The sequence below is a fragment of the Sporosarcina sp. resist genome (assembly GCF_014302295.1).
GTDB lineage: Bacteria > Bacillota > Bacilli > Bacillales_A > Planococcaceae > Sporosarcina > Sporosarcina psychrophila.
The window spans coordinates 3,643,758-3,664,881 of record NZ_CP060287.1 but is presented as its reverse complement, the minus strand read 5'-3'; the positions used below and the strand labels follow the sequence as shown (position 1 = coordinate 3,664,881).

The 21,124-nt window shown below is 41.7% G+C and carries 21 protein-coding genes; 16 read left to right on the top strand and 5 right to left on the bottom strand.

Annotation, left to right across the window (positions count from 1 at the left end; all coding sequences use genetic code 11):
* The first annotated feature begins 2 nt into the window (after window positions 1-2).
* The 3 genes from lpdA to H7992_RS17935 all read left to right on the top strand — a co-directional run bounded on the left by lpdA (window position 3) and on the right by H7992_RS17935 (window position 2,870).
* A complete protein-coding gene (gene lpdA / locus H7992_RS17945) occupies window positions 3-1,415 on the top strand; it encodes a dihydrolipoyl dehydrogenase (protein WP_067211592.1) in 1,413 nt (470 codons plus the stop codon).
* A 192-nt stretch (window positions 1,416-1,607) separates the two neighbouring features.
* On the top strand, window positions 1,608-2,564 hold the full coding sequence (locus H7992_RS17940) for an NAD(P)H-dependent flavin oxidoreductase (RefSeq protein ID WP_067211590.1): 957 nt from the start codon (window positions 1,608-1,610) through the stop codon (window positions 2,562-2,564).
* Window positions 2,565-2,588: 24 nt separating this feature from the next.
* A complete protein-coding gene (locus H7992_RS17935; protein ID WP_067211588.1) occupies window positions 2,589-2,870 on the top strand; it encodes a UPF0223 family protein in 282 nt (93 codons plus the stop codon).
* Window positions 2,871-3,129: 259 nt separating this feature from the next.
* On the opposite strand, the gene H7992_RS17930 is transcribed toward H7992_RS17935, so the two are convergent.
* Entirely contained in the window at window positions 3,130-3,759 is a 630-nt protein-coding gene (locus H7992_RS17930; protein WP_187045466.1) for a YktB family protein, read from the bottom strand.
* 159 nt (window positions 3,760-3,918) lie between these two features.
* Between H7992_RS17930 and H7992_RS17925 the strand changes: the two genes are divergently transcribed.
* Together H7992_RS17925 and H7992_RS17920 are read left to right on the top strand one after the other, a co-directional pair.
* Window positions 3,919-4,116, top strand: coding sequence for a hypothetical protein (locus tag H7992_RS17925; protein WP_067211583.1), 198 nt, complete (start codon window positions 3,919-3,921; stop codon window positions 4,114-4,116).
* Window positions 4,117-4,234: 118 nt separating this feature from the next.
* Window positions 4,235-5,029, top strand: coding sequence for an inositol monophosphatase family protein (locus H7992_RS17920; RefSeq protein WP_067211581.1), 795 nt, complete (start codon window positions 4,235-4,237; stop codon window positions 5,027-5,029).
* Window positions 5,030-5,095: 66 nt separating this feature from the next.
* Here the strand turns inward: H7992_RS17920 and H7992_RS17915 are convergent, their stop codons facing one another.
* Window positions 5,096-5,281, bottom strand: coding sequence for a YlaF family protein (locus H7992_RS17915; protein WP_067211578.1), 186 nt, complete (start codon window positions 5,279-5,281; stop codon window positions 5,096-5,098).
* Window positions 5,282-5,380: 99 nt separating this feature from the next.
* Between H7992_RS17915 and typA the strand changes: the two genes are divergently transcribed.
* The 3 genes from typA to H7992_RS17900 all read left to right on the top strand — a co-directional run bounded on the left by typA (window position 5,381) and on the right by H7992_RS17900 (window position 8,437).
* A complete protein-coding gene (gene typA, locus H7992_RS17910) occupies window positions 5,381-7,210 on the top strand; it encodes a translational GTPase TypA (RefSeq protein WP_067211576.1) in 1,830 nt (609 codons plus the stop codon).
* Window positions 7,211-7,379: 169 nt separating this feature from the next.
* Window positions 7,380-7,727 carry a YlaH-like family protein gene (locus H7992_RS17905; protein WP_067211573.1) on the top strand — a complete coding sequence of 116 codons (348 nt, stop codon included), beginning with the start codon at window positions 7,380-7,382 and terminating at the stop codon, window positions 7,725-7,727.
* 572 nt (window positions 7,728-8,299) lie between these two features.
* Complete coding sequence (locus H7992_RS17900; protein ID WP_156476076.1) at window positions 8,300-8,437, top strand: hypothetical protein; 138 nt, start codon at window positions 8,300-8,302, stop codon at window positions 8,435-8,437.
* Window positions 8,438-8,540: 103 nt separating this feature from the next.
* Here the strand turns inward: H7992_RS17900 and H7992_RS17895 are convergent, their stop codons facing one another.
* Window positions 8,541-8,744, bottom strand: coding sequence for a YlaI family protein (locus tag H7992_RS17895; protein ID WP_067211571.1), 204 nt, complete (start codon window positions 8,742-8,744; stop codon window positions 8,541-8,543).
* 13 nt (window positions 8,745-8,757) lie between these two features.
* Window positions 8,758-9,258, bottom strand: a complete 501-nt coding sequence (locus H7992_RS17890; RefSeq protein ID WP_187045465.1) for a molybdopterin-binding protein — start codon at window positions 9,256-9,258, stop codon at window positions 8,758-8,760.
* A 396-nt stretch (window positions 9,259-9,654) separates the two neighbouring features.
* Here H7992_RS17890 and H7992_RS17885 point away from each other — a divergent pair, with 396 nt between their 5' ends.
* The 3 genes from H7992_RS17885 to pyc all read left to right on the top strand — a co-directional run bounded on the left by H7992_RS17885 (window position 9,655) and on the right by pyc (window position 14,630).
* Complete coding sequence (locus H7992_RS17885; protein WP_067211564.1) at window positions 9,655-9,948, top strand: Fpa/YlaN family protein; 294 nt, start codon at window positions 9,655-9,657, stop codon at window positions 9,946-9,948.
* A gap of 62 nt (window positions 9,949-10,010) precedes the next feature.
* A complete protein-coding gene (locus H7992_RS17880) occupies window positions 10,011-11,174 on the top strand; it encodes an FtsW/RodA/SpoVE family cell cycle protein (protein WP_067211561.1) in 1,164 nt (387 codons plus the stop codon).
* 18 nt (window positions 11,175-11,192) lie between these two features.
* A complete protein-coding gene (gene pyc, locus H7992_RS17875; protein WP_187045464.1) occupies window positions 11,193-14,630 on the top strand; it encodes a pyruvate carboxylase in 3,438 nt (1,145 codons plus the stop codon).
* A 105-nt stretch (window positions 14,631-14,735) separates the two neighbouring features.
* On the opposite strand, the gene H7992_RS17870 is transcribed toward pyc, so the two are convergent.
* Entirely contained in the window at window positions 14,736-15,647 is a 912-nt protein-coding gene (locus H7992_RS17870; RefSeq protein ID WP_067214026.1) for a COX15/CtaA family protein, read from the bottom strand.
* A gap of 325 nt (window positions 15,648-15,972) precedes the next feature.
* Between H7992_RS17870 and cyoE the strand changes: the two genes are divergently transcribed.
* The 5 genes from cyoE to H7992_RS17845 all read left to right on the top strand — a co-directional run bounded on the left by cyoE (window position 15,973) and on the right by H7992_RS17845 (window position 20,948).
* Window positions 15,973-16,890, top strand: coding sequence for a heme o synthase (gene cyoE, locus H7992_RS17865; RefSeq protein WP_187045462.1), 918 nt, complete (start codon window positions 15,973-15,975; stop codon window positions 16,888-16,890).
* 100 nt (window positions 16,891-16,990) lie between these two features.
* Window positions 16,991-18,064 (top strand): cytochrome c oxidase subunit II, encoded by a 1,074-nt coding sequence (gene coxB / locus H7992_RS17860; RefSeq protein ID WP_187045461.1) that lies wholly within the window; start codon window positions 16,991-16,993, stop codon window positions 18,062-18,064.
* A gap of 34 nt (window positions 18,065-18,098) precedes the next feature.
* Complete coding sequence (gene ctaD, locus H7992_RS17855) at window positions 18,099-19,973, top strand: cytochrome c oxidase subunit I (protein WP_187045460.1); 1,875 nt, start codon at window positions 18,099-18,101, stop codon at window positions 19,971-19,973.
* Entirely contained in the window at window positions 19,973-20,599 is a 627-nt protein-coding gene (locus H7992_RS17850) for a cytochrome c oxidase subunit 3 (protein WP_067211552.1), read from the top strand. The genes ctaD and H7992_RS17850 overlap by 1 nt, the downstream gene beginning before the upstream one ends.
* Before the next feature lies 1 nt (window position 20,600).
* Window positions 20,601-20,948, top strand: a complete 348-nt coding sequence (locus H7992_RS17845; protein ID WP_067211550.1) for a cytochrome C oxidase subunit IV family protein — start codon at window positions 20,601-20,603, stop codon at window positions 20,946-20,948.
* Window positions 20,949-21,124 lie beyond the last annotated feature (176 nt).

Here is a 21,124-nt window from a genome sequence, read left to right as displayed (position 1 = left end):
CAATGGTAGTAGGAGACTTTCCAATCGAAGTAGATACACTTGTCGTAGGTTCTGGACCGGGAGGATATGTCGCAGCAATCCGTGCGGCACAATTGGGCCAAAAAGTAATCGTTGTTGAAAAAGGCGATATTGGTGGCGTGTGCTTGAACGTAGGATGTATTCCTTCTAAAGCGCTAATTGCTGTTGGACATCGTTATGCCAATGCAAAAAATTCCGATTCAATGGGAATTACAGCAACAGAAGTGAAACTAGATTTCACTAAAGCGCAAGCGTTCAAAGATAGCGTAGTCAGCAAGTTGACTGGCGGAGTTGCAGGACTTCTTAAAGGCAACAAGGTTGATTATGTTCAAGGTGAAGCTTATTTCGTCGATAGCAACACAGTACGTGTGATGGACGAAAGTTCTGCGCAAACATATAAATTCAAAAATGCAATCATTGCAACGGGTTCACGTCCGATTGAAATCCCGACATTCAAATTTACGAAACGCGTCATCAATTCAACAGGTGCTTTGAGTCTTACAGAATTACCGGGTAAACTTGTCGTTATCGGTGGCGGTTATATCGGTACTGAGCTAGGATCTTCATATGCAAATCTTGGATCTGAAGTAACGATTATTGAAGGCGGCAATGACATTCTTGCAGGTTTTGAAAAACAAATGACACAAATCGTTAAAAAAGGCTTGAAGAAAAAAGGCGTCGAAGTTGTTGTTAAAGCGTCTGCAAAAGGCGTTGAAGAGACAGCTACTGGCGTTACAGTTACATACGAAGTAGGCGGAGAAGAGAAGAAAGTCGAAGCTGATTACGTACTTGTTACTGTAGGTCGTCGTCCAAATACGGATGAAATCGGATTAGAAGAGATGGGCATCAAGTTCCTTGAGCGTGGTCTTATCGAAGTCGACAAACAATGCCGTACAAGCATTCCAAATATCTATGCAATCGGTGATATCGTTCCAGGTCTTCAGCTTGCACACAAAGCTTCTTATGAAGCTAAAATTGCAGCAGAAGCAATTTCAGGCGAGAAGTCTGAAGTTGACTACTTGGCGATTCCTGCCGTTTGTTTCACTGATCCTGAACTTGCAGCTGTTGGCTTGAACGAGCAACAGGCAAAAGAAGAAGGTTATGAAACAGTAGTAGGGAAATTCCCGTTTGCAGCTAATGGACGTGCACTTGCACTTGATGCTTCTGAAGGTTTCGTCAAACTTGTATCACGTAAAGAAGACGGGCTTCTACTTGGAGCGCAAATTGTGGGTGAAAGTGCATCAGATATGATCGCTGAACTTGCTCTTGCAATCGAAGCAGGAATGACACTTGAAGATGTTGCAATGACAATTCATGCTCACCCAACATTGAGTGAAATTTCAATGGAAGCGGCTGAAGTCGCTTTGGGTAAACCAATTCATATGATTACGAAATAATTTTCTAGAGTCAGTGATTAAGACCGTCTATGAGGTAGCAAGATATCCTCGTAGATGGTTTTTTTTAGTTTGAATCGGACTATGAAACAGGTATGTGGATCCGTGTGACCTAGCTTTTTCTGCCTTTTGTTTGCAGGTTTAGTAGATGGGGATGAAGAAGAGTGTCAGTGGAGTAACGGGGGAGGCATTCAAATGGAATGGAAAACAAAAATAACGGAACTGCTCGATATCAATTATCCAATCATTCAAGGGGGACTCGCTTACTTGGCTTATGCCCAACTTGCTGCTGCCGTCTCGGAAGCAGGTGGACTTGGACAAATTACGGCAATGAGTTTGGATTCAGCAGATGCACTGCGCGTTGAAATTAAAAAAGTTAAAACGCTGACTGATAAACCGTTCGGCGTGAACTTTGCGATTGGACAACATGGACGTCCATATGCCCATATGGTGGAAGCTGCACTGGAGGAAGGCGTTACAGTAATGTCGGTAACGGGTGGGAATCCCGCGCCATTTTTTGCCCAACTTCAAAATACCAACGTTAAAAAGCTTGTGCTAGTTGCTGCAAAAAGGCAGGCTCAGAAAGCGGAATCACTCGGAGCTGATGCAGTTATGGTTGTTGGACAAGAAGGTGGGGGACATCTTGGGCGTGACGATATCGGAACGATGGTACTTGTTCCACAAGTTGTCGATGCTGTTTCAATCCCAGTTATTGCATCCGGTGGTATCGGGGATGGTCGCGGTTGGATGGCCGCTCAGGCATTAGGCGCCGAGGGGATTGAGATGGGAACAAGATTCATTGCGACGAGAGAGTGTGTCCATGCATCTCAAGCTTATATCAATCTACTTCTTGCAAGTAGTGAAACCGATACGACTGTTATTAAAAGAACACTAGGAGCACCCGCTCGAGCATTAGCGGGAAGTTGGACGAAGAGAATAATTGACATGGAAGCTAAAAATGCTGATTATGAAGCGATGAAAGATTTAATCAGTGGCGAAGCGAATCGCCGTTTTATTCATGATGGAGATGCCAATAATGGTTATGGATGGGCGGGTCAGGTTGCTGGGCTTATTAACGATGTACCATCCGTTGCAGAATTAGTTGAGCGTATGGTGAATGAGGCGGAAACAATTCGTAAAAGATGGAACTAAAGAGAGTAAAGGGAGCGAATTAGCATGGATTATAATTATCCAATTAGGCATGATTGGTCGACCACAGAAATTATCGCAGTAGCGGCATTTTATGAGGCGGTTGAAAAAGCATATGAATCAGGAATTGCAGGAGAAAAACTGATGGAGGCATATCGGGGATTCAAAAAAGTGGTTCCTTCCATGGCGGAAGAAAAAACATTGTGCAAGGAATTTGAGGAAGCGAGCGGTTACGTCTGTTACCGTGTTGTTCAAATGGCGAAAGATACAAGTGGTGAAGAAATAATAAAAGGAATGCCCTCGCGTTAAGCGGGAGCATTCCTTTTATCTAAAGCTAAGAAGTATAAGGTTTTCACCTGGAGCAGTATCTAGACTCCAGCGCCTAGCCCCACACGACGTGGGTCATGCAGTGGGGAGGGATTGAAACTGCATCCCTCCTTGTTGCGACAGGATGTCGCGATCCTAAGCTGCCTTCCCCTGTCGCATCAGGCCTTAAAGTTAAAGGCAAAGAGCGCCTTTCTCTTAAGGCCTTCCAGCGCTTGTTGGGTCTACCAAGGCGCTTACGCTTTTAGTGTTTATTAATGACTACATCATAAACAGGTAGCAGTTGGTCAAAAGTCTCTTCTGCAAATGCCATGAATTCTTCGGTGGAAAGTTTAACGGCGTCTTCACTTGGTAAATGCCGACCGACAAGGAACTCCGCTTTTTTGACAGTTTGTAACCGCTCTAAAAGTTGTTCGAGTCCAACGTCTCCCGCTTGTTCGATAGTTGTGGCTTCGGGTTTCATATGATCACCAGAAACGATATAAGTACCAGGGAGGCTAGTTAAAACATCCAAATTGCTATCTAGACGCTCGGCAATCCCTTTTTTATCTGAATTCTCATAAATTACCGCTAAAATAATGAATAAATGTGACCCCCATAAGCCAATCTGAAAGTGAGGCAATGCTTTGTAGCCCCGTTTAGCAGGTGCGAAGGCGACCCAACTGTCATTTGGTGGATTTACTGTCCGTCTTGCGTGTTTTGCGACATGTGGAAAAAACTCATCAGTCCCATGTGCTGAAAGGCGGTCCGCAAAATGCATACCTAGAGTTCCAAACTTGGGTTGGATTCGATTTTGCAATGCTTCCATCCGCTTTTCTAGCCCTTCAATTGAAAATACATCAAAATCATCTTTTTCCCAAAAAAGACCAACCATTTTCATTACCCCCAATTACATTTACACGTTTATCATAACAGAAAAAGGGGAACAATCTTTAGTAACAAGGCTTATAACTAGAGCGAACTCTGGTCGTAGCATATTTTAAGTATAACTAACGGAAAATTTGGACTATATACTGAAAAAGGGGTGTCAACTATGAAACAAGTCGTCCATGTTATTCGCAAAGCCGATGTAGAGAAAGAATATGTGAAGCTACTTAACCTAGAACTCGATTATGAACTTGCAACACTTTTCGATGCTGTGCAAGAAGATGATGCAAAGCAAAAAATGAAAAGCAAGCATAGGCTTATGGAAATTCACCGTGAGCTGGAGATACTTAATGGCTTCGCATGATTCTGATTGTCGGACCAGAAAAGGCATCCTTACACATCCTTTAGAAACAGGGATAGTGTAATGGGATGCCTTTTTCGATATAGTGTACTATAGATAGTCGTTTGGAAGGGGTGGCTTTATGAAGTGGGGAATTATTGATCGTTATGCAAAGTCGTTGATAAAAGAAGCGGGTCATAAAATTCGCGTGTCTTTTTTCAATCAAATCGATATCGATACAAAATCGAGTGCGAATGACCTTGTGACAAATATTGATAAAGAAATCGAACAATTCTTCATCAGCAGGATTAAAAGAGATTTTCCTGACCATAAGATTCTCGGTGAAGAAGGATTTGGCGATGTTGTTCAGACGCTTGATGGGGTCGTTTGGATGCTTGACCCAATTGACGGAACGATGAATTTCATCCACCAAAAACGGAACTTTGCCATCTCTCTCGGAATATATGCAGAAGGCGTCGGTATGCTTGGTTATATTTATGATGTAATGCGCGATGATTTTTATCATGCTGCTAAAGATGAAGGGGCTTATTTCAATGATGAACGGCTACCGCAATTGGAGATTACACCACTAGAAGAAGCCGTTATTGGTATTAATGCCAGTTGGGTGGCTCCGAATCACTTCGTTGACAACGAAAAAATTATTGAACTGATTAGAACGTGTAGAGGGACAAGATCATATGGCTCGGCAGCGCTCGAGTTGGCGTATGTCTCTTCAGGTAGGCTGGATGCATACATGTCTATGAGGCTGTCGCCATGGGATGTTGCTGGGGGCATTGTTATTGCGCAGGAGGTCGGTGCAGTTGCAACAAACATGAAAGGGGATTTCCCGCACCTTCTTGGGCAGGATACATTTATAGTCGCGAGGCCTGGATTGCATCAAGATATTGTGACAAACTATATTGACCTAAAACAATAAAAAAAGGACGTTACAGGCATCGAATACTACGATTACCATGAAACGTCACATCTGAAAAGAATGTTATTAAAGTAGGCCTTGTTCTCTATATTTCTTTTTCGTTTTAAATCCGTTACCCATAATTAGAATCAATGCAACGATGGCTACAATCGCAATCGTGGGGCTGCTCATACCGACTGCAACGCCGATTGCACACATTGAAGCGATAGCGGCAATGGAGTAAAAAACGAAAATCCATTTGATGTTTTTCAAAAAAATACCTCCATCTACAATTAAATGTTTTCGAATTATCTTTACATGTGCTATAATAACACAGTTAATCAACCGAAAAAAGAATAATGGAGTGAAATCATGACTAAACTTAGAAGTGACTTACGTAACATAGCAATTATCGCCCACGTCGACCACGGAAAAACGACGCTTGTCGATCAACTTTTAAAACAATCGGGAATCTTCCGTTCTAACGAACAAGTAGATGATCGTGCAATGGACTCAAATGAAATTGAACGTGAACGCGGAATTACGATTCTTGCAAAGAATACAGCAATTGAATATAAAGATACAAAAATCAACATTTTGGATACACCAGGTCACGCAGATTTCGGCGGAGAAGTGGAACGTATCTTGAAAATGGTAGATGGTGTAATTCTTGTTGTCGACTCATACGAAGGGTGTATGCCACAAACGCGTTTCGTACTGAAAAAAGCGCTTGAGCAGAACTTGAAACCAATCGTTGTCGTTAATAAAATTGACCGTGAATTTGCACGCCCGGAAGAAGTAGTTGATGAAGTTCTTGAATTATTCATCGAACTTGATGCGAATGATGAACAACTTGAATTCCCAGTTATTTATGCATCAGGATTCAACGGTACTGCAAGCTTATCACCAGACGTTTCAACACAAGAAGAAACGTTGCGTGTACTATATGACGCAATTCTAGAACATATCCCTGCTCCAATCGATAATAGAGACGAGCCTTTACAGTTCCAAGTATCACTTCTTGATTACAGCGATTATGTTGGCCGTATCGGTATCGGACGGATTTTCCGTGGAACGATGCAAGTCGGACAGTCGGTTGCCGTTATAAAACGTGATGGTACTGTCAAAAACTATCGTGTTACGAAAATGTCTGGATTCCTTGGTTTGAAACGCGTTGATATCCAAGAAGCTTTCGCAGGAGATCTTGTTGCGGTATCTGGAATGGAGAACATTGACGTTAGTGAAACAATTTGTCCGGCAGATCATCTGGAAGCACTTCCAGAGTTGTTCATTGACGAACCAACGTTACAAATGACATTCCTTGTAAACAATAGCCCGTTTGCAGGTAAAGAAGGTAAATGGGTAACGTCAAGAAAAATTGACGAACGCCTTCAATCACAATTGCAAACAGATGTATCTCTTCGTGTAGATCCAACTGATTCGCCTGATGCATGGACTGTTTCAGGACGCGGAGAGCTTCACCTTTCTATTCTTATTGAAAACATGCGCCGTGAAGGATTTGAATTGCAAGTTTCGAAACCAACAGTAATCGTGAAAGAAGTAGATGGTGTTCGTTGTGAGCCTATCGAACGTTTACAAATTGATATTCCTGAAGAGCATACAGGCTCTATTATCGAGTCGATTGGTGAGCGTAAAGGCGAAATGCTTGATATGATCAACAATGGTAATGGACAAGTTCGTCTAATATTCAATGTACCTGCGCGTGGATTGATTGGTTATTCAACTGAATTCCTTACATTGACAAGAGGTTACGGAATTATGAACCATACGTTTGATTCTTACCAGCCAATGGCAAAAGGTAAAGTCGGCGGCCGCAGAAACGGTGTTCTTGTTTCAATGGAGAACGGTACAGCTACGCCTTACAGCATCATGCAGCTAGAAGACCGCGGTATTATGTTCGTTGGTGCTGGAACTGAAATCTATGCTGGGATGGTTGTTGGTGAAAATACGCGCGAAAGCGATTTGACAATCAACTTAACAAAAGCTAAACAAGCGACAAACGTACGTTCAGCTTCTAAAGACCAAACAGTTACAACTAAAAAACCACGTATTATGTCGCTTGAAGAAGCGTTACAATATCTGGGTGATGACGAGTATTGTGAAGTGACGCCAGTATCGATCAGACTTCGTAAGAAGATACTTGATAAAAACGAACGCGAACGTGTTCAGAAAAAGAAATAATCGCTGTTTAAACATAAGTGATCTTAGTAAAAGAAAGCATCTTGAGTGCCTTACCTCATACAGGGCTAGTCGACTGATAGGTCAGGTGCGGCTTTCTGAGGTCCTTTAACAGTGACGGGATTATTCTATTCCGACCTATAGAAAAGCTTTACAGAAGGGAATGTGTTGAATGAGTGCTAGTGTTGGCGATACAGAGTTCGTATTCGGAAAGATGTCGGGTATTGCACGCTTTATATACGAAGTGATGCCTTCCTATACGGCTGCCGGTTATGTACTTTTTGCCCTCGTCTTCCTCATGTCGGCAATTGTTTATAAACTGGGATTTGCTAGAAAACTGAGGCCTTTACAGACTTTGCTGATCTATGCCTTCTTGTTTATCGGCTGTCTAATTTTGACGTTTCTTGGCTTTTTCCTCCCGATCGTGGAGGCTCTCATCGTGGCGGCTCTTATTTTAATTATCTACCGAGTGCGCAGGATGAATGAGTATAAAGAGAAAAAAGAAGACTCCATCATCTGATGGAGTCTTCTTTTTTAGAATATAAGAAAGTCACTTCTGTTGATTAACTATCTATTTGTATCAAATACTGGTGAGTAGTGCTTGGGGAAATCCATTTTCATTGGATCGTTTCCGGTTCGCTTTCGGCTGAATAATCACGACACCTTTACCGAGGGACCCTAGTGTGGCTAGAAGTGAATCCGTCACTTCTAGCCACACTTTTTTCAGTAATTCTGTTGCGAATAGTTGCCTGTCGCGTTCCTACAAAGTTCAAGTGAAAAATGTAGCTGCTTTGAAAGAAAAGAATAGATGACTTTCTATATAGAGTGTAGGTGCCCGAAGATACAATTTCGGGCACTCTTGCCCGTCGTACAACGCGTTCCTTACTTACTTTTAGCAAAGATTATTCATGTAATCATGTGATGCCTTATAGAAAGTGACACTTCTTTAAAATAAAAAAGAAAGAACCATAGAGAAAGCATCAGCCGCCAAAATTGTATCTTTGGCGGCCTTTATCCAGATAAGAAGCTAGCTATTCTTTTGTCCCAAAAAGCTTCAGCACTACGTGTACTTATGCATTTGGAGCGCGACGGATGAAGGACACTCATACGATTACCGAAAAAATGTGTAGGGATGCGACGAAGTCGCATCCCTACACATTAAGATATCTCGGTACTGGTATAGGAGTTGTTCAATCCAAAGCAACTGTACTCGGGACGCCTAGTATTTGACTAAGTTATTTTGTGGTTAACTTTGGTTAATCAACACATGTGTAAGAATGTATAAGTTTTCGACACGGAACAGTGTCTAGGCTTCAGGCGCCTTACGCTTTTCTCAGAAATCTTTTTCGATTGACTGGGAACTTCGGTAGAAAATGAAATTCCCAGTCGCGATTCGTGCAATCGTTTTTTCGGCAATCCGATTATTACATTCCTGACACATATACGTATGGATAGGGCGATTCCGGAGTGTTTTTGCTAGTGGCAAATCGTCTGGAAGTTGCCCGACGTTGTCACAGATGACACATTTTACACGCATTGGAAATCCTCCTTCAGTCAACTCGGATCGCAATGACGTTGCGAATCGGATTATCATTGTTCGAACCGTCTTTGAAGACAACATGCACGGGCCCGCCCTCAAGTAGCGGCTTACCCTCGTCGCTGAATTTGAAAATGATATCATCGACTTTCGTAAGTGGGAATGAGTGACTTTCGCCGTCTGATGTTTCAAATGCTAATGTTCGTGCATTTTCGGCAGGCTCCGCGATTTTTAAAAAGTGACGCAATTGGATGCCGTATGTTCCAGTAAGGACTTTTCGTTTTTCAAACTTTTTTTCTGTTTCCAGGGTAGGCGGGAACGTTGCGCCTTCCATTATTTCACGGGACCAATGTTTCCCCATAGCTCTTTTATATTCTTCTAGTTCATCTTTTTCGATGTGACTTTCTGTAAAGTACGTTTTCAAATCAACGCGACGATCATCGAAAATCCACACGGTCGGGTCAAGTGTGATGACATGACGTACATTTCCTTTAATCGGAATTATTGATTCCAAATGAATATCCCCCTACTTGAATTAAATTATCTTTTGTTTCTAGTATAACGCTTTGATGTCTCAAGGAAAAGCTTTTGCTTTTCGATGGCTTAGGAAACTAGAGAATTTTGTCCTATAGATAAGTTGTAACATAAAGATAATACTACCTAACATCAGTCCATAGCGACTCTGGCAATAAGAAGGGCTGAAGAGGCGGCATTTTTTGTTTGAGAAGAATATAGGTTATGTACTGTTGCTACAGGGAGTGGCGCATTTAGGCTTCGTTCATCTGTTACAAGCACTTGTATTTTTGTTTTGTAAAACGCCAAAGGGAAAACGCTTGCTTTTTCCTGTTCTGAAAGATACAATTTATTGATAATAACCATTAAGAAATAAAAGTTTGATGGGGGCGTCCTCATGGATATAGAATTGCAGGAAACGAATAAGGAAACGTATCAGGAAAAGGCATTGAAGCAACTTCAAGCTGATGCTGATAAGATTGGTCAACTTATAAAAGTACAGATGGACCATTTGACGATGCCGCAGTGCCCACTCTATGAAGAAGTGTTGGATACACAAATGTATGGCTTGTCTCGTGAAATTGACTTTGCTGTAAAGCTAGGTTTGATTGACCGTCCGAAAGGCAATGAAATTCTTTCTTTACTTGAGAAAGAAATGACAGTGTTGCATGAAGTATATACGAGAAAATAAGCCGAAAACTCAAACTGACATAATGGTTTGAGTTTTTTGTTTAATGAAAAAGAGGTAACCCTATGAAAACATATACTAAAAAGCTATTCCGCTATTTTGATTTCCCACTGTTTTTTGTCTACCTGTTACTTTGTCTGTTCGGACTTGTCATGATATACAGTTCAAGTATGGTTGTAGCGGTAGGTAGGTATGATCTTCCGGCAGATTCTTTTTATCAAAAACAGTTGTTAAATTTAAAACTTGCCATTCCCGCTTTCTTTTTGGCGGCTTTTTTTCCGTACAAGAATTATAAACGGAAAAAATTGATGATTTTTGCTGTAATAGGTATGCTATTTCTGTTGTTTCTGGTCCATTTCGTTGGTACAGGTGATCATGTTGGAGCCACTAGTTGGATAAAAACGCCTTTTGGTAATCTACAACCCTCAGAAGTTGCGAAATTGGTCTTAATTGTCTATTTTTCAGGAGTTTTTGCAAAAAAATATGAGTCTGGCACAATCGATAATATTAACCAGTCAATATTACCGCCCGTGGTCATTTTAGTATTAGCAGTGGGTTCCATTATGCTCGAGACTGATATCGGAGGCTCGTTCATTATAATCATCACAGCACTTTCGGTCCTAGCAGCAAGCGGTATTAAAAAAAGAACCTTTATGAAAATTAGCGGGATAATTTCTGTGGGTCTTGTCTTTGCTGCGCTTGTCCTTTATTTCAAATGGGAATCGATTATGACCCCAGGTAGGGCTGGCCGTATACTATCATTCCTGAACCCATTCGATTATATCCAAGGGTCTGGCTATCAGATTGCGAACGGCTATATTGCCATTGGTTCTGGAGGTTTGCAAGGGAGAGGTCTTGGTAACTCTATTCAAAAAATGGGCTACTTACCAGAGCCGCAAACAGATGTCATTATGGCGGTGATTTCAGAAGAATTAGGCCTTCTTGGTGCTATTATCGTAATAGGGGGACTCGGTTTCATCGTCTTAAGGGCTTTATCTATTGCGCTTCAGGCAAAAGATCCCCATGCGCGCATGCTTGCGGCGGGAATTGGAAGTATGATAGGAATTCAAACATTCGTTAATTTGGGTGGCCTGACGGGGTTGATACCGCTTACAGGAGTTACTTTGCCGTTTATTAGCTATGGCGGTACATCTGTTATTCTGTTATCTTTAGCTTTAGGAATATTAACGAATGTCTCAATGTTCGTAAAATATGAAAAAAACAATTAGAAAAGGAAGTGCCTTGTGATGGAACAGATTAAGAAAATTCTTGTAGCCAACCGTGGAGAAATAGCAATACGAGTTTTTCGCGCTTGTACCGAATTGAATATACCGACGGTGGGGATTTATTCAGCGGAAGATAGTGGGTCATTCCATCGTTACAAGGCAGATGAGTCTTATCTAGTAGGAGAAGGTAAGAAGCCGATTGATGCTTATCTCGATATCGAAGGGATTATCGCGATAGCGAAAGATTGTGGGGCGAACGCGATCCATCCTGGTTATGGATTTCTTGCTGAAAACACAGAATTTGCAAGGCGTTTAGAAGAAGAAGGAATTATTTTCATCGGCCCAAGTTCAAAGCAACTGGATATGTTTGGGGATAAAGTAAAAGCACGTGAGCAGGCTGTTAAAGCGGGAATTCCAGTGATTCCAGGTAGTGACGGTCCGGTTTCTACAGTCGGAGAAGTCGCAATGTTTGGCGAATCGAATGGTTATCCTGTCATCATTAAAGCATCTCTTGGTGGTGGAGGACGCGGAATGAGGATTGTGAATTCTGCGGAAGAAGTCAACGAGGCTTTTGAACGTGCGCGGTCAGAAGCGAAATCTGCATTCGGATCTGATGAAGTGTATGTCGAGAAATACATCGATAAACCAAAACATATCGAGGTACAAATACTTGGAGATACATATGGCAATGTCATTCATCTATTCGAGCGGGATTGCTCAATTCAGCGTCGCCATCAGAAAGTCGTCGAAATAGCACCCTCGATTTCACTTGAAGACGGATTACGGGAAGCAATTTGCGATGCGGCAGTAAAGGTGATGCGAAATGTTAATTATAAAAATGCGGGAACCGTAGAATTTCTCGTATCGGATGGCCGATTTTATTTCATCGAGGTAAATCCACGTATTCAAGTTGAGCATACAATTACTGAAATGGTGACGGGTATCGATATCGTCCACGCGCAAATTCATATTGCAGACGGGAAAAACCTTCACGCTACTGAAACAGGTATTCCAACACAAGACAAGATTCCGTTATTTGGATATGCAATCCAATCCCGTGTGACAACGGAGGATCCATTGAATGATTTCATGCCGGATACTGGTAAATTATCGGTTTACCGATCGGGTGGAGGATTCGGTGTTCGTCTTGACGCGGGGAACGGTTTCCAAGGGGCTATCATCACGCCGTACTATGATTCATTACTTGTTAAAGTATCTACATGGGGTATGACTTTCCGTGAAGCTGCTTCCAAAATGGACAGGAATTTACAGGAATTCCGGATTCGTGGCATCAAAACAAATATCCCGTTTCTTGAGAATGTTGTGAAGCACAAAAACTTCTTAACAGGTAACTATAATACGAGTTTTATTGATTCAACACCTGAATTATTCCTGTTCCCGAACCGCAAAGACCGTGGGACGAAAATGTTGAATTATATTGGTAATGTGACTGTTAATGGATTCCCGGGAATCGGTAAACAATCTAAGCCGGTTCTACATCCTGTAAGAAAACCGATAATTGACCTTCTTACACCGCCAAAACCGGGTACAAAACAAATTTTGGACGAACGTGGTGCTGAAGGGCTTATCAAATGGATTAAAGAGCAAGACGATGTACTTTTGACAGATACAACATTCCGCGATGCACATCAATCATTGTTGGCTACACGGGTGCGTACTTCCGATATGACGTCAATTGCGGCTGAATCGGCAAGACTGATGCCTGACCTGTTTTCTTATGAAATGTGGGGCGGAGCAACATTCGATGTTGCTTATAGGTTCCTGAAAGAAGATCCTTGGGACAGGCTGTTAAAACTGCGAGAACAAATTCCAAATGTACTTTTCCAAATGCTATTCCGCGGTGCAAATGCCGTAGGTTATACAAATTATCCTGACAATGTCATCCGTGAGTTTGTTAAAAAGTCAGCGGATGCTGGGATTGATGTCTTCCGTATTTTCGACAGCTTGAACTGGATTAAAGGCATGGAAGTTGCAATTGATGCAACACGGGATGCGGGGAAAGTTGCCGAAGCGGCAATTTGTTATACAGGAGATATTCTTGACGATTCCCGAGCGAAATATACGGTTAATTATTATAAAGAGATGGCAAAAGATCTTGAATCAGCTGGAGCCCACATCCTTGCTATCAAAGATATGGCAGGTCTTTTAAAACCGGAGGCGGCTTATCGACTAGTTTCTGAATTGAAAGCAACAGTGGACATTCCAATTCACCTACATTCGCATGATACGAGTGGAAACGGTATCTATATGTACGCCAAAGCGATTGAGGCTGGCGTAGACATCGTTGATACGGCTTTAGGATCAATGGCAGGTCTAACTTCACAACCGTCGGCAAGTTCGCTACACTACGCGCTGCAAGGCGGTAAACGCAATGTACGTGCAAACGTGAAATCACTTGAAGACTTATCGTACTACTGGGAAGATGTTCGGAAGTATTATCAGCACTTTGAAAGTGGCATGATGAGTCCGCATTCGGAAATCTATGTACATGAAATGCCTGGTGGCCAGTATTCAAACTTACAGCAACAAGCGAAAGCGGTAGGTCTAGGTGAGCGCTGGGAAGAAGTGAAGAGCATGTATTCTCGCGTTAATCTGTTATTCGGAGATGTTGTGAAAGTGACACCTTCATCGAAGGTTGTTGGCGATATGGCCTTGTTTATGGTACAGAACGAACTTGACGAAAAGTCAGTCCTTGTACGCGGAAAGTCCATCGACTTCCCGGAATCAGTTATTGAGTTTTTCGAAGGATATATCGGCCAACCATATGGTGGATTCCCAGAAGAACTTCAAAAAATCATTTTAAAAGAACGCCAAGCGATTACTGTACGTCCTGGAGAACTATTGGAAGATGTCAATTTTGAAAAGCTACGGGATGAATTGAATGTGAAATTGGAACGTCCAGTTACTAGCCATGAAGTACTTTCTTATGCCCTTTATCCGAAAGTTTTCGAAGAATATTCGCAAACGAATAAGCAGTTCGGTGATGTATCTGTTATTGATACACCTGAATTCCTATATGGGATGCGTCTCGGCGAGGAAATCGAAGTAGAGATTGAAAAAGGGAAAACGTTGATTGTTAAGCTAGTGTCGATTAGCGAACCGCAATCGGATGCAACAAGAGTCATCTATTTCGAATTGAACGGACAGCCGCGTGAAGTGATTATTGAAGATATGAGTGTAGAGTCCGTCGCAGTTAGGAAACAAAAAGCGGATACCTCAAATGCTGCGCATATTGCTGCTACTATGCCGGGAACTGTTTTGAAAGTTGCAGTCTCAAAGGGAGCGAAAGTGAAAAGAGGAGAACATTTGCTCATCACAGAAGCTATGAAAATGGAGACAACGATACAAGCACCTTTCGATGGTATAGTAAAAGAAATATATGTGGCTGCAGGAGAATCGATAGCTACAGGTGATTTGCTCGTTGAACTGGAGCACTAACATAAAAACAAGAGCACTCGAATTATATTCGGGTGCTCTTGTTATTTTTGTTAATAAGTTGGGTAGACAAGTAGTAAGGACTGGCCAAGGGCTGGTCCTTACTACTCATTTTGATAGTTTACTTCTTGATACAAGTAGAATCATGTACGTTAACAAACCGAATAACAACGTGATGAATAATGAATGAAGCAAAGCAATATAAAGGTTTAGTCTAGTCAAAACAACCAACATTCCTGTTGTTGCTTGGAGTGCGACAAGTATAAATGCGATACTCCAGCCCCAATAGATGACGCGTTGATTTTTGTAATGACGAAGTGCATGGATCATGATGATTAATAACCAGACGAAAATAAATGCCGCGGCAGTACGGTGACCCATCTGAACCCACTCGAACATGTTACGCGGAAGGGCGAATGCCGCGTTCTGGCATAGTGGCCAGTCCAGGCAGGCAAGACCAGACTCTGTATGACGGACGAGTGCTCCAGTATAAACTACAAAGTAAGAGTAAACGGATACGCCTATTGTATGCCATTTCAACCGTTTACCTATTTGTAACTTATCTGCATCAAACTTTCGATCCACTTCAAATATGAGAAGGGTTAATAGAAGGACTGATGCAAAGCTTAAAAGAGAAATACCAAAATGAAGCGCGAGTATGAAATCACCTTGACCCCATAATACTTGAGCGGCACCAATCAATGCCTGTAATATAAGGAAGAATACGGCCGCGATTGCTAAGAATTTTGTTTCCCTTATATGTCCTATTGATTTCCATGACCAGACAGCTAATATGACAATCAAGATTCCCACAGACCCAGTTACCAGCCGATGTGAAAATTCAATAAGTACTTCTGCGGTAATCTCATCGGGAATAAGTTGCCCGTTACATCCTGGCCAATGTCTGCCGCAGCCCATGCCGCTATCGGTTTTTGTAACAAGCGCCCCTCCAAGTAAGATTAAAAGCATGCCTATTGTCGATGCGACAGCGAACCATTTTAAATATCTATTAGATTTCAAAAAAATGACACCTACTTTTTTATTGATGACCATTGTATAAAAGGTCCCTGCTTTTTTGATGATAACGAAAAATAAGTAAAAAGACAACGAAGATTGGCTGAAAATGCCTCAGTAATGGTCCTTTTCACAAATTGTTCATAAAGAAGACGCTTTAACTTCACAAAAGACCCATCGAAATGATTTACTATAGAGGGTGTTGAGTAATAAATGTGTCGATATTTCAAGGAATTCGGTAGAAATTTTGTATATGTATAGAAATACTACCCGAATTTCGCTATAGTTAACTGTAGCGGTTAACGCTCACAACTTTGGAAGGAGGGGTAACTTGTCAAACGGTCATACAATTTCCACACCTGTCGAATCGAATGTAGTGACGGTGTCTCTTTATAAGGACTTCCTTGCGCTCATTAAAATCGGCATTGTTAATTCGAACATGATCACAACTTTTACGGGACTATTTCTTGCTTTTCAGTTCACTGGTAAAAACTTTCTACATAATATAGATTTGCTTGTCTATGCTCTTCTCGGATCGGGATTGATAATTGCTGGATCTGCGGCACTGAACAACTTGATTGATCGTGATATTGATCCAGTCATGACGAGAACAAAGTCCAGACCAACAGTTACCGGGCGATTCAAGGCACCGGCTGTATTGACACTTGCGCTGACTTTCATCGTAGTAGGCGAAGTGCTATTGTTTTCTGCTTCTATAGCAGCTGGTCTTTGGGGACTTGCAGGTATCTTCAGTTATGTTGTACTCTATTCGATGTGGTCGAAACGTAGGCACGTAGCTAATACAGTAGTTGGAAGTGTTTCGGGAGCAATTCCGCCTTTAATCGGATGGGCTGCGGTTGAACCAGCACTTGGTGCAGGTGCCTTGGCGCTATTCCTGATTATGTTTGTTTGGCAACCGCCGCATTTTTATGCGCTGGCGATGCGTCGGACAGACGAATACCGTGCAGCAAATATTCCAATGCTACCTGTTGTAAAAGGTTTTGCAAGAACGAAGAAATCGATGTTGGTATGGGTACTGTTTTTATTTCCATTGCCGTTTCTACTTACTGAGCTAGGGGTAGGCTTCTTAGTACTTGCGAGCGCATTGAATATAGGGTGGCTGTATTTAGCACTTAAAGGATTTAATGCGAAAGATGATATAAAATGGGCAACGGGTATGTTCATCTATTCATTGAATTACATGACGATCCTTTTTGTGGCCATGATTATCTTCTCGATATTCATCTAACATATTGGAATTCTTTCTTTGCATAGGAATTCATATAAAGAGGTCAGCAGTCCTCACAAGAAGAAAAACATTTTTTTAGAAAGAGAGGTATCATTAAGCGATGATGAAAGGACTCAAAAAGTGGCGTCTTTTTTCTTTATTAGCAGCTCTTACCGTGTTTCTAGCGGGATGTGGTCAGGAAGGGCTATCCACACTTCTTCCGGCTGGTCAAGTCGGGAAAGATCAATTCAAATTGCTGATGTTATCATCAGGAATCATGTTACTGGTTATTCTAGTAGTAGTGATTATTTATGTAGTTGCAATTGTTCGTTTCAGACGCTCGAAACTGGGTGAGGACTTTGTTCCTAAAGAAGTTGAAGGAAGCCATACATTAGAACTTGTATGGACGATTATTCCTGTTCTCCTTGTTTTACTTCTAGCGGTCCCTACAGTTTATTACACATATAAACTAAGCGATGTCAGTGCGATGAATGAAGTCAATGAGGATGGCGAGTCAGAAAATCTGGTCGTAGATGTTACGGCTAAGTTATACTGGTGGGAATTTGAATATCCTAATCTCGGAATTGTTACAGCGCAAGAACTTGTTGTACCAACTGGAGAAAAAGTATATTTCAACCTCCTTGCGGCAGATGTTAAGCACTCCTTCTGGATTCCGGCAATCGGAGGAAAACTCGATACAAACGTTGAAAACGTAAACAAATTTTATTTAACGTTTGATAAAGAATCGAAAGATGTGCAAGACGGAGTGTTTTACGGGAAGTGTGCGGAGCTTTGTGGTCCATCACACGCACTTATGGATTTCAAAGTAAAATCATTACCGCGTGCTGAATTCGACAAATGGGTTACAGCAATGCAAGCAACTGGTGAAGAAACAACAGATGTTGCTGCAGCTGGTCAAGGTGAAGAATTATTCCAACAAAGTTGTATTGCATGTCATGCGACATCTGCAGTCGGTGAAGGCGGAGATAAGGCTGGACCAAACCTAGCGTCATTTGGTGACCGTAATCGTGTTGCTGGATTTATGGATCACACGCAAGATGATTTGGTTGAGTGGATTTCAGACACTCAGAAACAAAAGCCAGGAAACTTGATGCCGTCATTCGGTGAACAACTTTCTAACGAGGAAATAAATTCAATTGCTGAGTACCTCATGGGACTTTCAGTAGAAAAATAACTATTAACGTGAATTTGAAGAGGAGGTAAACAAATTGAGTTCAGTTGCTCAAAAAAGAGGTTTTGGCGCAACGCTATGGGATTGGCTTACAACAGTTGACCATAAGAAGATCGGTATCCTTTATCTCCTAGGTGGAGGATTCTTCTTCATAGTCGGCGGTATAGAAGCAATGATCATTCGTTTGCAACTTTTAACGCCAAACAACGATCTCGTCAGTGCGGGAATATTTAACCAAATTATTACGATGCACGGAACGACGATGATTTTCTTGGCGGCCATGCCTATATTAATTGGATTTATGAACGCCATTATGCCACTCCAAATTGGAGCGCGTGATGTAGCATTCCCATTTCTTAACTCACTAGGTTTTTGGATGTTCTTCTTCGGTGGAGTATTCTTAAACGTATCATGGTTCTTTGGTCAAGTTCCTGATGCAGGTTGGACATCTTACGCATCACTTGCAATGGCATCTGAAGGACATGGTGTTGATTTTTATGCAATAGGACTTCAAATAGCCGGTGGTGGTACGTTATTAGGGGGGATTAACTTCCTCGTAACGATTATCAATATGCGTGCACCAGGGATGACGTATATGCGTATGCCATTATTCACATGGACTACGTTCGTTGCGTCAGCTATGATTCTGTTCGCATTCCCACCACTTACAGTAGGACTTTTCCTTCTGACATTTGAAAGAATGTTTGGTGCTAACTTCTTCGATCCTGTGATGGGTGGTAATACCATAATATGGGAGCATATATTCTGGATATTTGGTCATCCTGAAGTATATATTCTGATTTTACCGGCATTCGGTATTTTCTCGGAGATCTTCACAATTTTCTCTCGAAAAAGACTATTTGGTTATTCAGCGATGGTATTTGCTACCGTCCTTATTGGATTCCTAGGCTTCATGGTTTGGGCTCACCATATGTTTACAGTTGGTCTTGGGCCAACAGCAAACGCGATCTTCTCTGTAGCGACGATGGCTATTGCCATACCGACTGGGGTTAAGATATTTAACTGGTTGCTCACCATATGGGGCGGAAGTATTAAAGTAACAACACCAATGCTTTGGGCGTTGAGCTTCATCCCAACGTTTGTTATGGGTGGAGTTACGGGTGTTATGCTAGGTACTGCACCACTTGATTACCAATTGCATGACACATACTTTGTTGTTGCTCACTTCCACTATGTAATAGTTGGTGGTACTGTATTCGGTATACTTGCGGGTACGCATCTATATTGGCCGAAGATGTTCGGTACAATGCTAAATGAAGCACTTGGTAAAGTTACATTTTGGTTCTTCTTCATCGGTTTCCATTTAACATTCCTAATTCAGCACTGGTTAGGCTTCTGGGGAATGCCGCGCCGTGTATTTACATACATGGATGGTCAAGGTTGGAACTCAGCAAACTTAATTAGTTCTGTAGGTGCACTATTAATGGCTATTGGGATTACGATTATGGTTTATAACATTATCGTAACTTCAATTAAAAACGTACGTGTAGCAAATGACCCTTGGGGTGACGGGCGTACGCTAGAATGGGCGATTGAATCTCCACCGCCATTCTATAACTTTGCGCAGACTCCACTTGTACGTGGTCTTGATACAGTGTACATCGAAAAAATGGAAGGTAATCTGTCGGGAATTACTCCGGCTGAACCTGTTCAAGATATCCATATGCCGAACGGTTCTTTCATTCCATTCATGTTAAGTTTAGGTCTGTTCATTGCAGGATTTGGAGCAATGTTCCGTACTGAGGAATCATGGGGAATGGCAGTTCTAGTAATTGGTCTTATATGGACTTTCGCTTCTATGGCAATGCGTTCATTGAAAGACGATCTTGGCTTCTATGTTAAGAAAGAAGACATCTTAAGAGATATGAAACGTAAAGGGGGACAAAAATAATGGATTTGAATAAAAAATTCACCCCTGAGACGTGGCCTGATCATCCGGAAAAAGCAACGTTAGAGGCAAAGAATAAATTTGTTGGATTCTGGCTGTTCCTTGGCGGAGAGACAATCTTGTTCGCAACGCTTTTTGCGACCTATCTTGCTTTAAAGAACAAAGGACCAAGTGGATTTGAATTTTCGACACAAGGGCTTTTTGAATTACCGCTTGTCTTCGTCATGACGTTGCTTTTATTAACTTCATCTTTGACGAGTGTATACGCGATGTATCATTTGAAAAACTACGATTTCAAGAAAATGCAGCTATGGCTTGTCATTACTGCATTCCTTGGGCTTGGTTTCCTTGCGCTCGAAGTGTATGAGTTTGTACACTATATACATTTAGGCTTTACATTTGATAACAGTGCATTTAGTTCTGCATTCTATACGCTTGTTGGTACGCACGGTTTCCACGTAGCGATCGGACTTGTCTGGCTTACGCTACTCATCTTCCGTAACTCCAAGCGCGGACTGAACTTGTATAACGCGCCTAAGTACTATACATTCTCGTTATACTGGCACTTTATCGATGTTGTTTGGGTATTCATCTTCACTGTAGTCTACTTGATGGGAGTGATAGGTTAATATGTCGGACGTTCAAGTTTATAAAAAGTCACCAGCTGAATTTAACTTAGGTCAAAGACGCGCACGTAAGTCAATGCGCGGTCAGATTATGATGTTCTCGCTTATGATTTTCTTAACGATTATGTCATTTTCAATGGTTATGGCTTATCAAGCTGACGTAGCTGGATTTTCTAAGTATTTGATTATCCCAACGCTTCTGCTTTTTGCAGCTGTGCAAGTTGGCTTACAGTTGTATTACTTCATGCACATGAATGAAAAAGGACATGGTATTCCACAAATGTTCATGTATACGGGAGCCATTTTTGGATTCATTGTTGTGTTAACGTTTGTAGCAATTGTTTGGTGGTAATATCAATAGACGAGAAAGCCTATGGAAGATTTTATTCTCCATAGGCTTTTTCTTTTTTTAAAAGCTTAGAAAGTATAAGTTTTTCAACATGGAACAGTGTCTAGCTCCAACCGCCCGGAGGCCCTCAGAAAGTGGCGCACTTAGGCTGCGTTTCCTCCTAGATCATAAGCCGTTCA

Excerpts from the sequence above, each read along its gene's own strand:
- lpdA (WP_067211592.1), top strand. The coding sequence starts at position 3 with ATGGTAGTAGGAGACTTTCCAATCGAAGTAGATACACTTGTCGTAGGT.
- H7992_RS17940 (WP_067211590.1), top strand. The coding sequence starts at position 1,608 with ATGGAATGGAAAACAAAAATAACGGAACTGCTCGATATCAATTATCCA.
- H7992_RS17935 (WP_067211588.1), top strand. The coding sequence starts at position 2,589 with ATGGATTATAATTATCCAATTAGGCATGATTGGTCGACCACAGAAATT.
- H7992_RS17930 (WP_187045466.1), bottom strand. The coding sequence starts at position 3,759 with ATGGTTGGTCTTTTTTGGGAAAAAGATGATTTTGATGTATTTTCAATT.
- H7992_RS17925 (WP_067211583.1), top strand. The coding sequence starts at position 3,919 with ATGAAACAAGTCGTCCATGTTATTCGCAAAGCCGATGTAGAGAAAGAA.
- H7992_RS17920 (WP_067211581.1), top strand. The coding sequence starts at position 4,235 with ATGAAGTGGGGAATTATTGATCGTTATGCAAAGTCGTTGATAAAAGAA.
- typA (WP_067211576.1), top strand. The coding sequence starts at position 5,381 with ATGACTAAACTTAGAAGTGACTTACGTAACATAGCAATTATCGCCCAC.
- H7992_RS17905 (WP_067211573.1), top strand. The coding sequence starts at position 7,380 with ATGAGTGCTAGTGTTGGCGATACAGAGTTCGTATTCGGAAAGATGTCG.
- H7992_RS17900 (WP_156476076.1), top strand. The coding sequence starts at position 8,300 with ATGAAGGACACTCATACGATTACCGAAAAAATGTGTAGGGATGCGACG.
- H7992_RS17895 (WP_067211571.1), bottom strand. The coding sequence starts at position 8,744 with ATGCGTGTAAAATGTGTCATCTGTGACAACGTCGGGCAACTTCCAGAC.
- H7992_RS17885 (WP_067211564.1), top strand. The coding sequence starts at position 9,655 with ATGGATATAGAATTGCAGGAAACGAATAAGGAAACGTATCAGGAAAAG.
- H7992_RS17880 (WP_067211561.1), top strand. The coding sequence starts at position 10,011 with ATGAAAACATATACTAAAAAGCTATTCCGCTATTTTGATTTCCCACTG.
- pyc (WP_187045464.1), top strand. The coding sequence starts at position 11,193 with ATGGAACAGATTAAGAAAATTCTTGTAGCCAACCGTGGAGAAATAGCA.
- coxB (WP_187045461.1), top strand. The coding sequence starts at position 16,991 with ATGATGAAAGGACTCAAAAAGTGGCGTCTTTTTTCTTTATTAGCAGCT.
- H7992_RS17850 (WP_067211552.1), top strand. The coding sequence starts at position 19,973 with ATGGATTTGAATAAAAAATTCACCCCTGAGACGTGGCCTGATCATCCG.
- H7992_RS17845 (WP_067211550.1), top strand. The coding sequence starts at position 20,601 with ATGTCGGACGTTCAAGTTTATAAAAAGTCACCAGCTGAATTTAACTTA.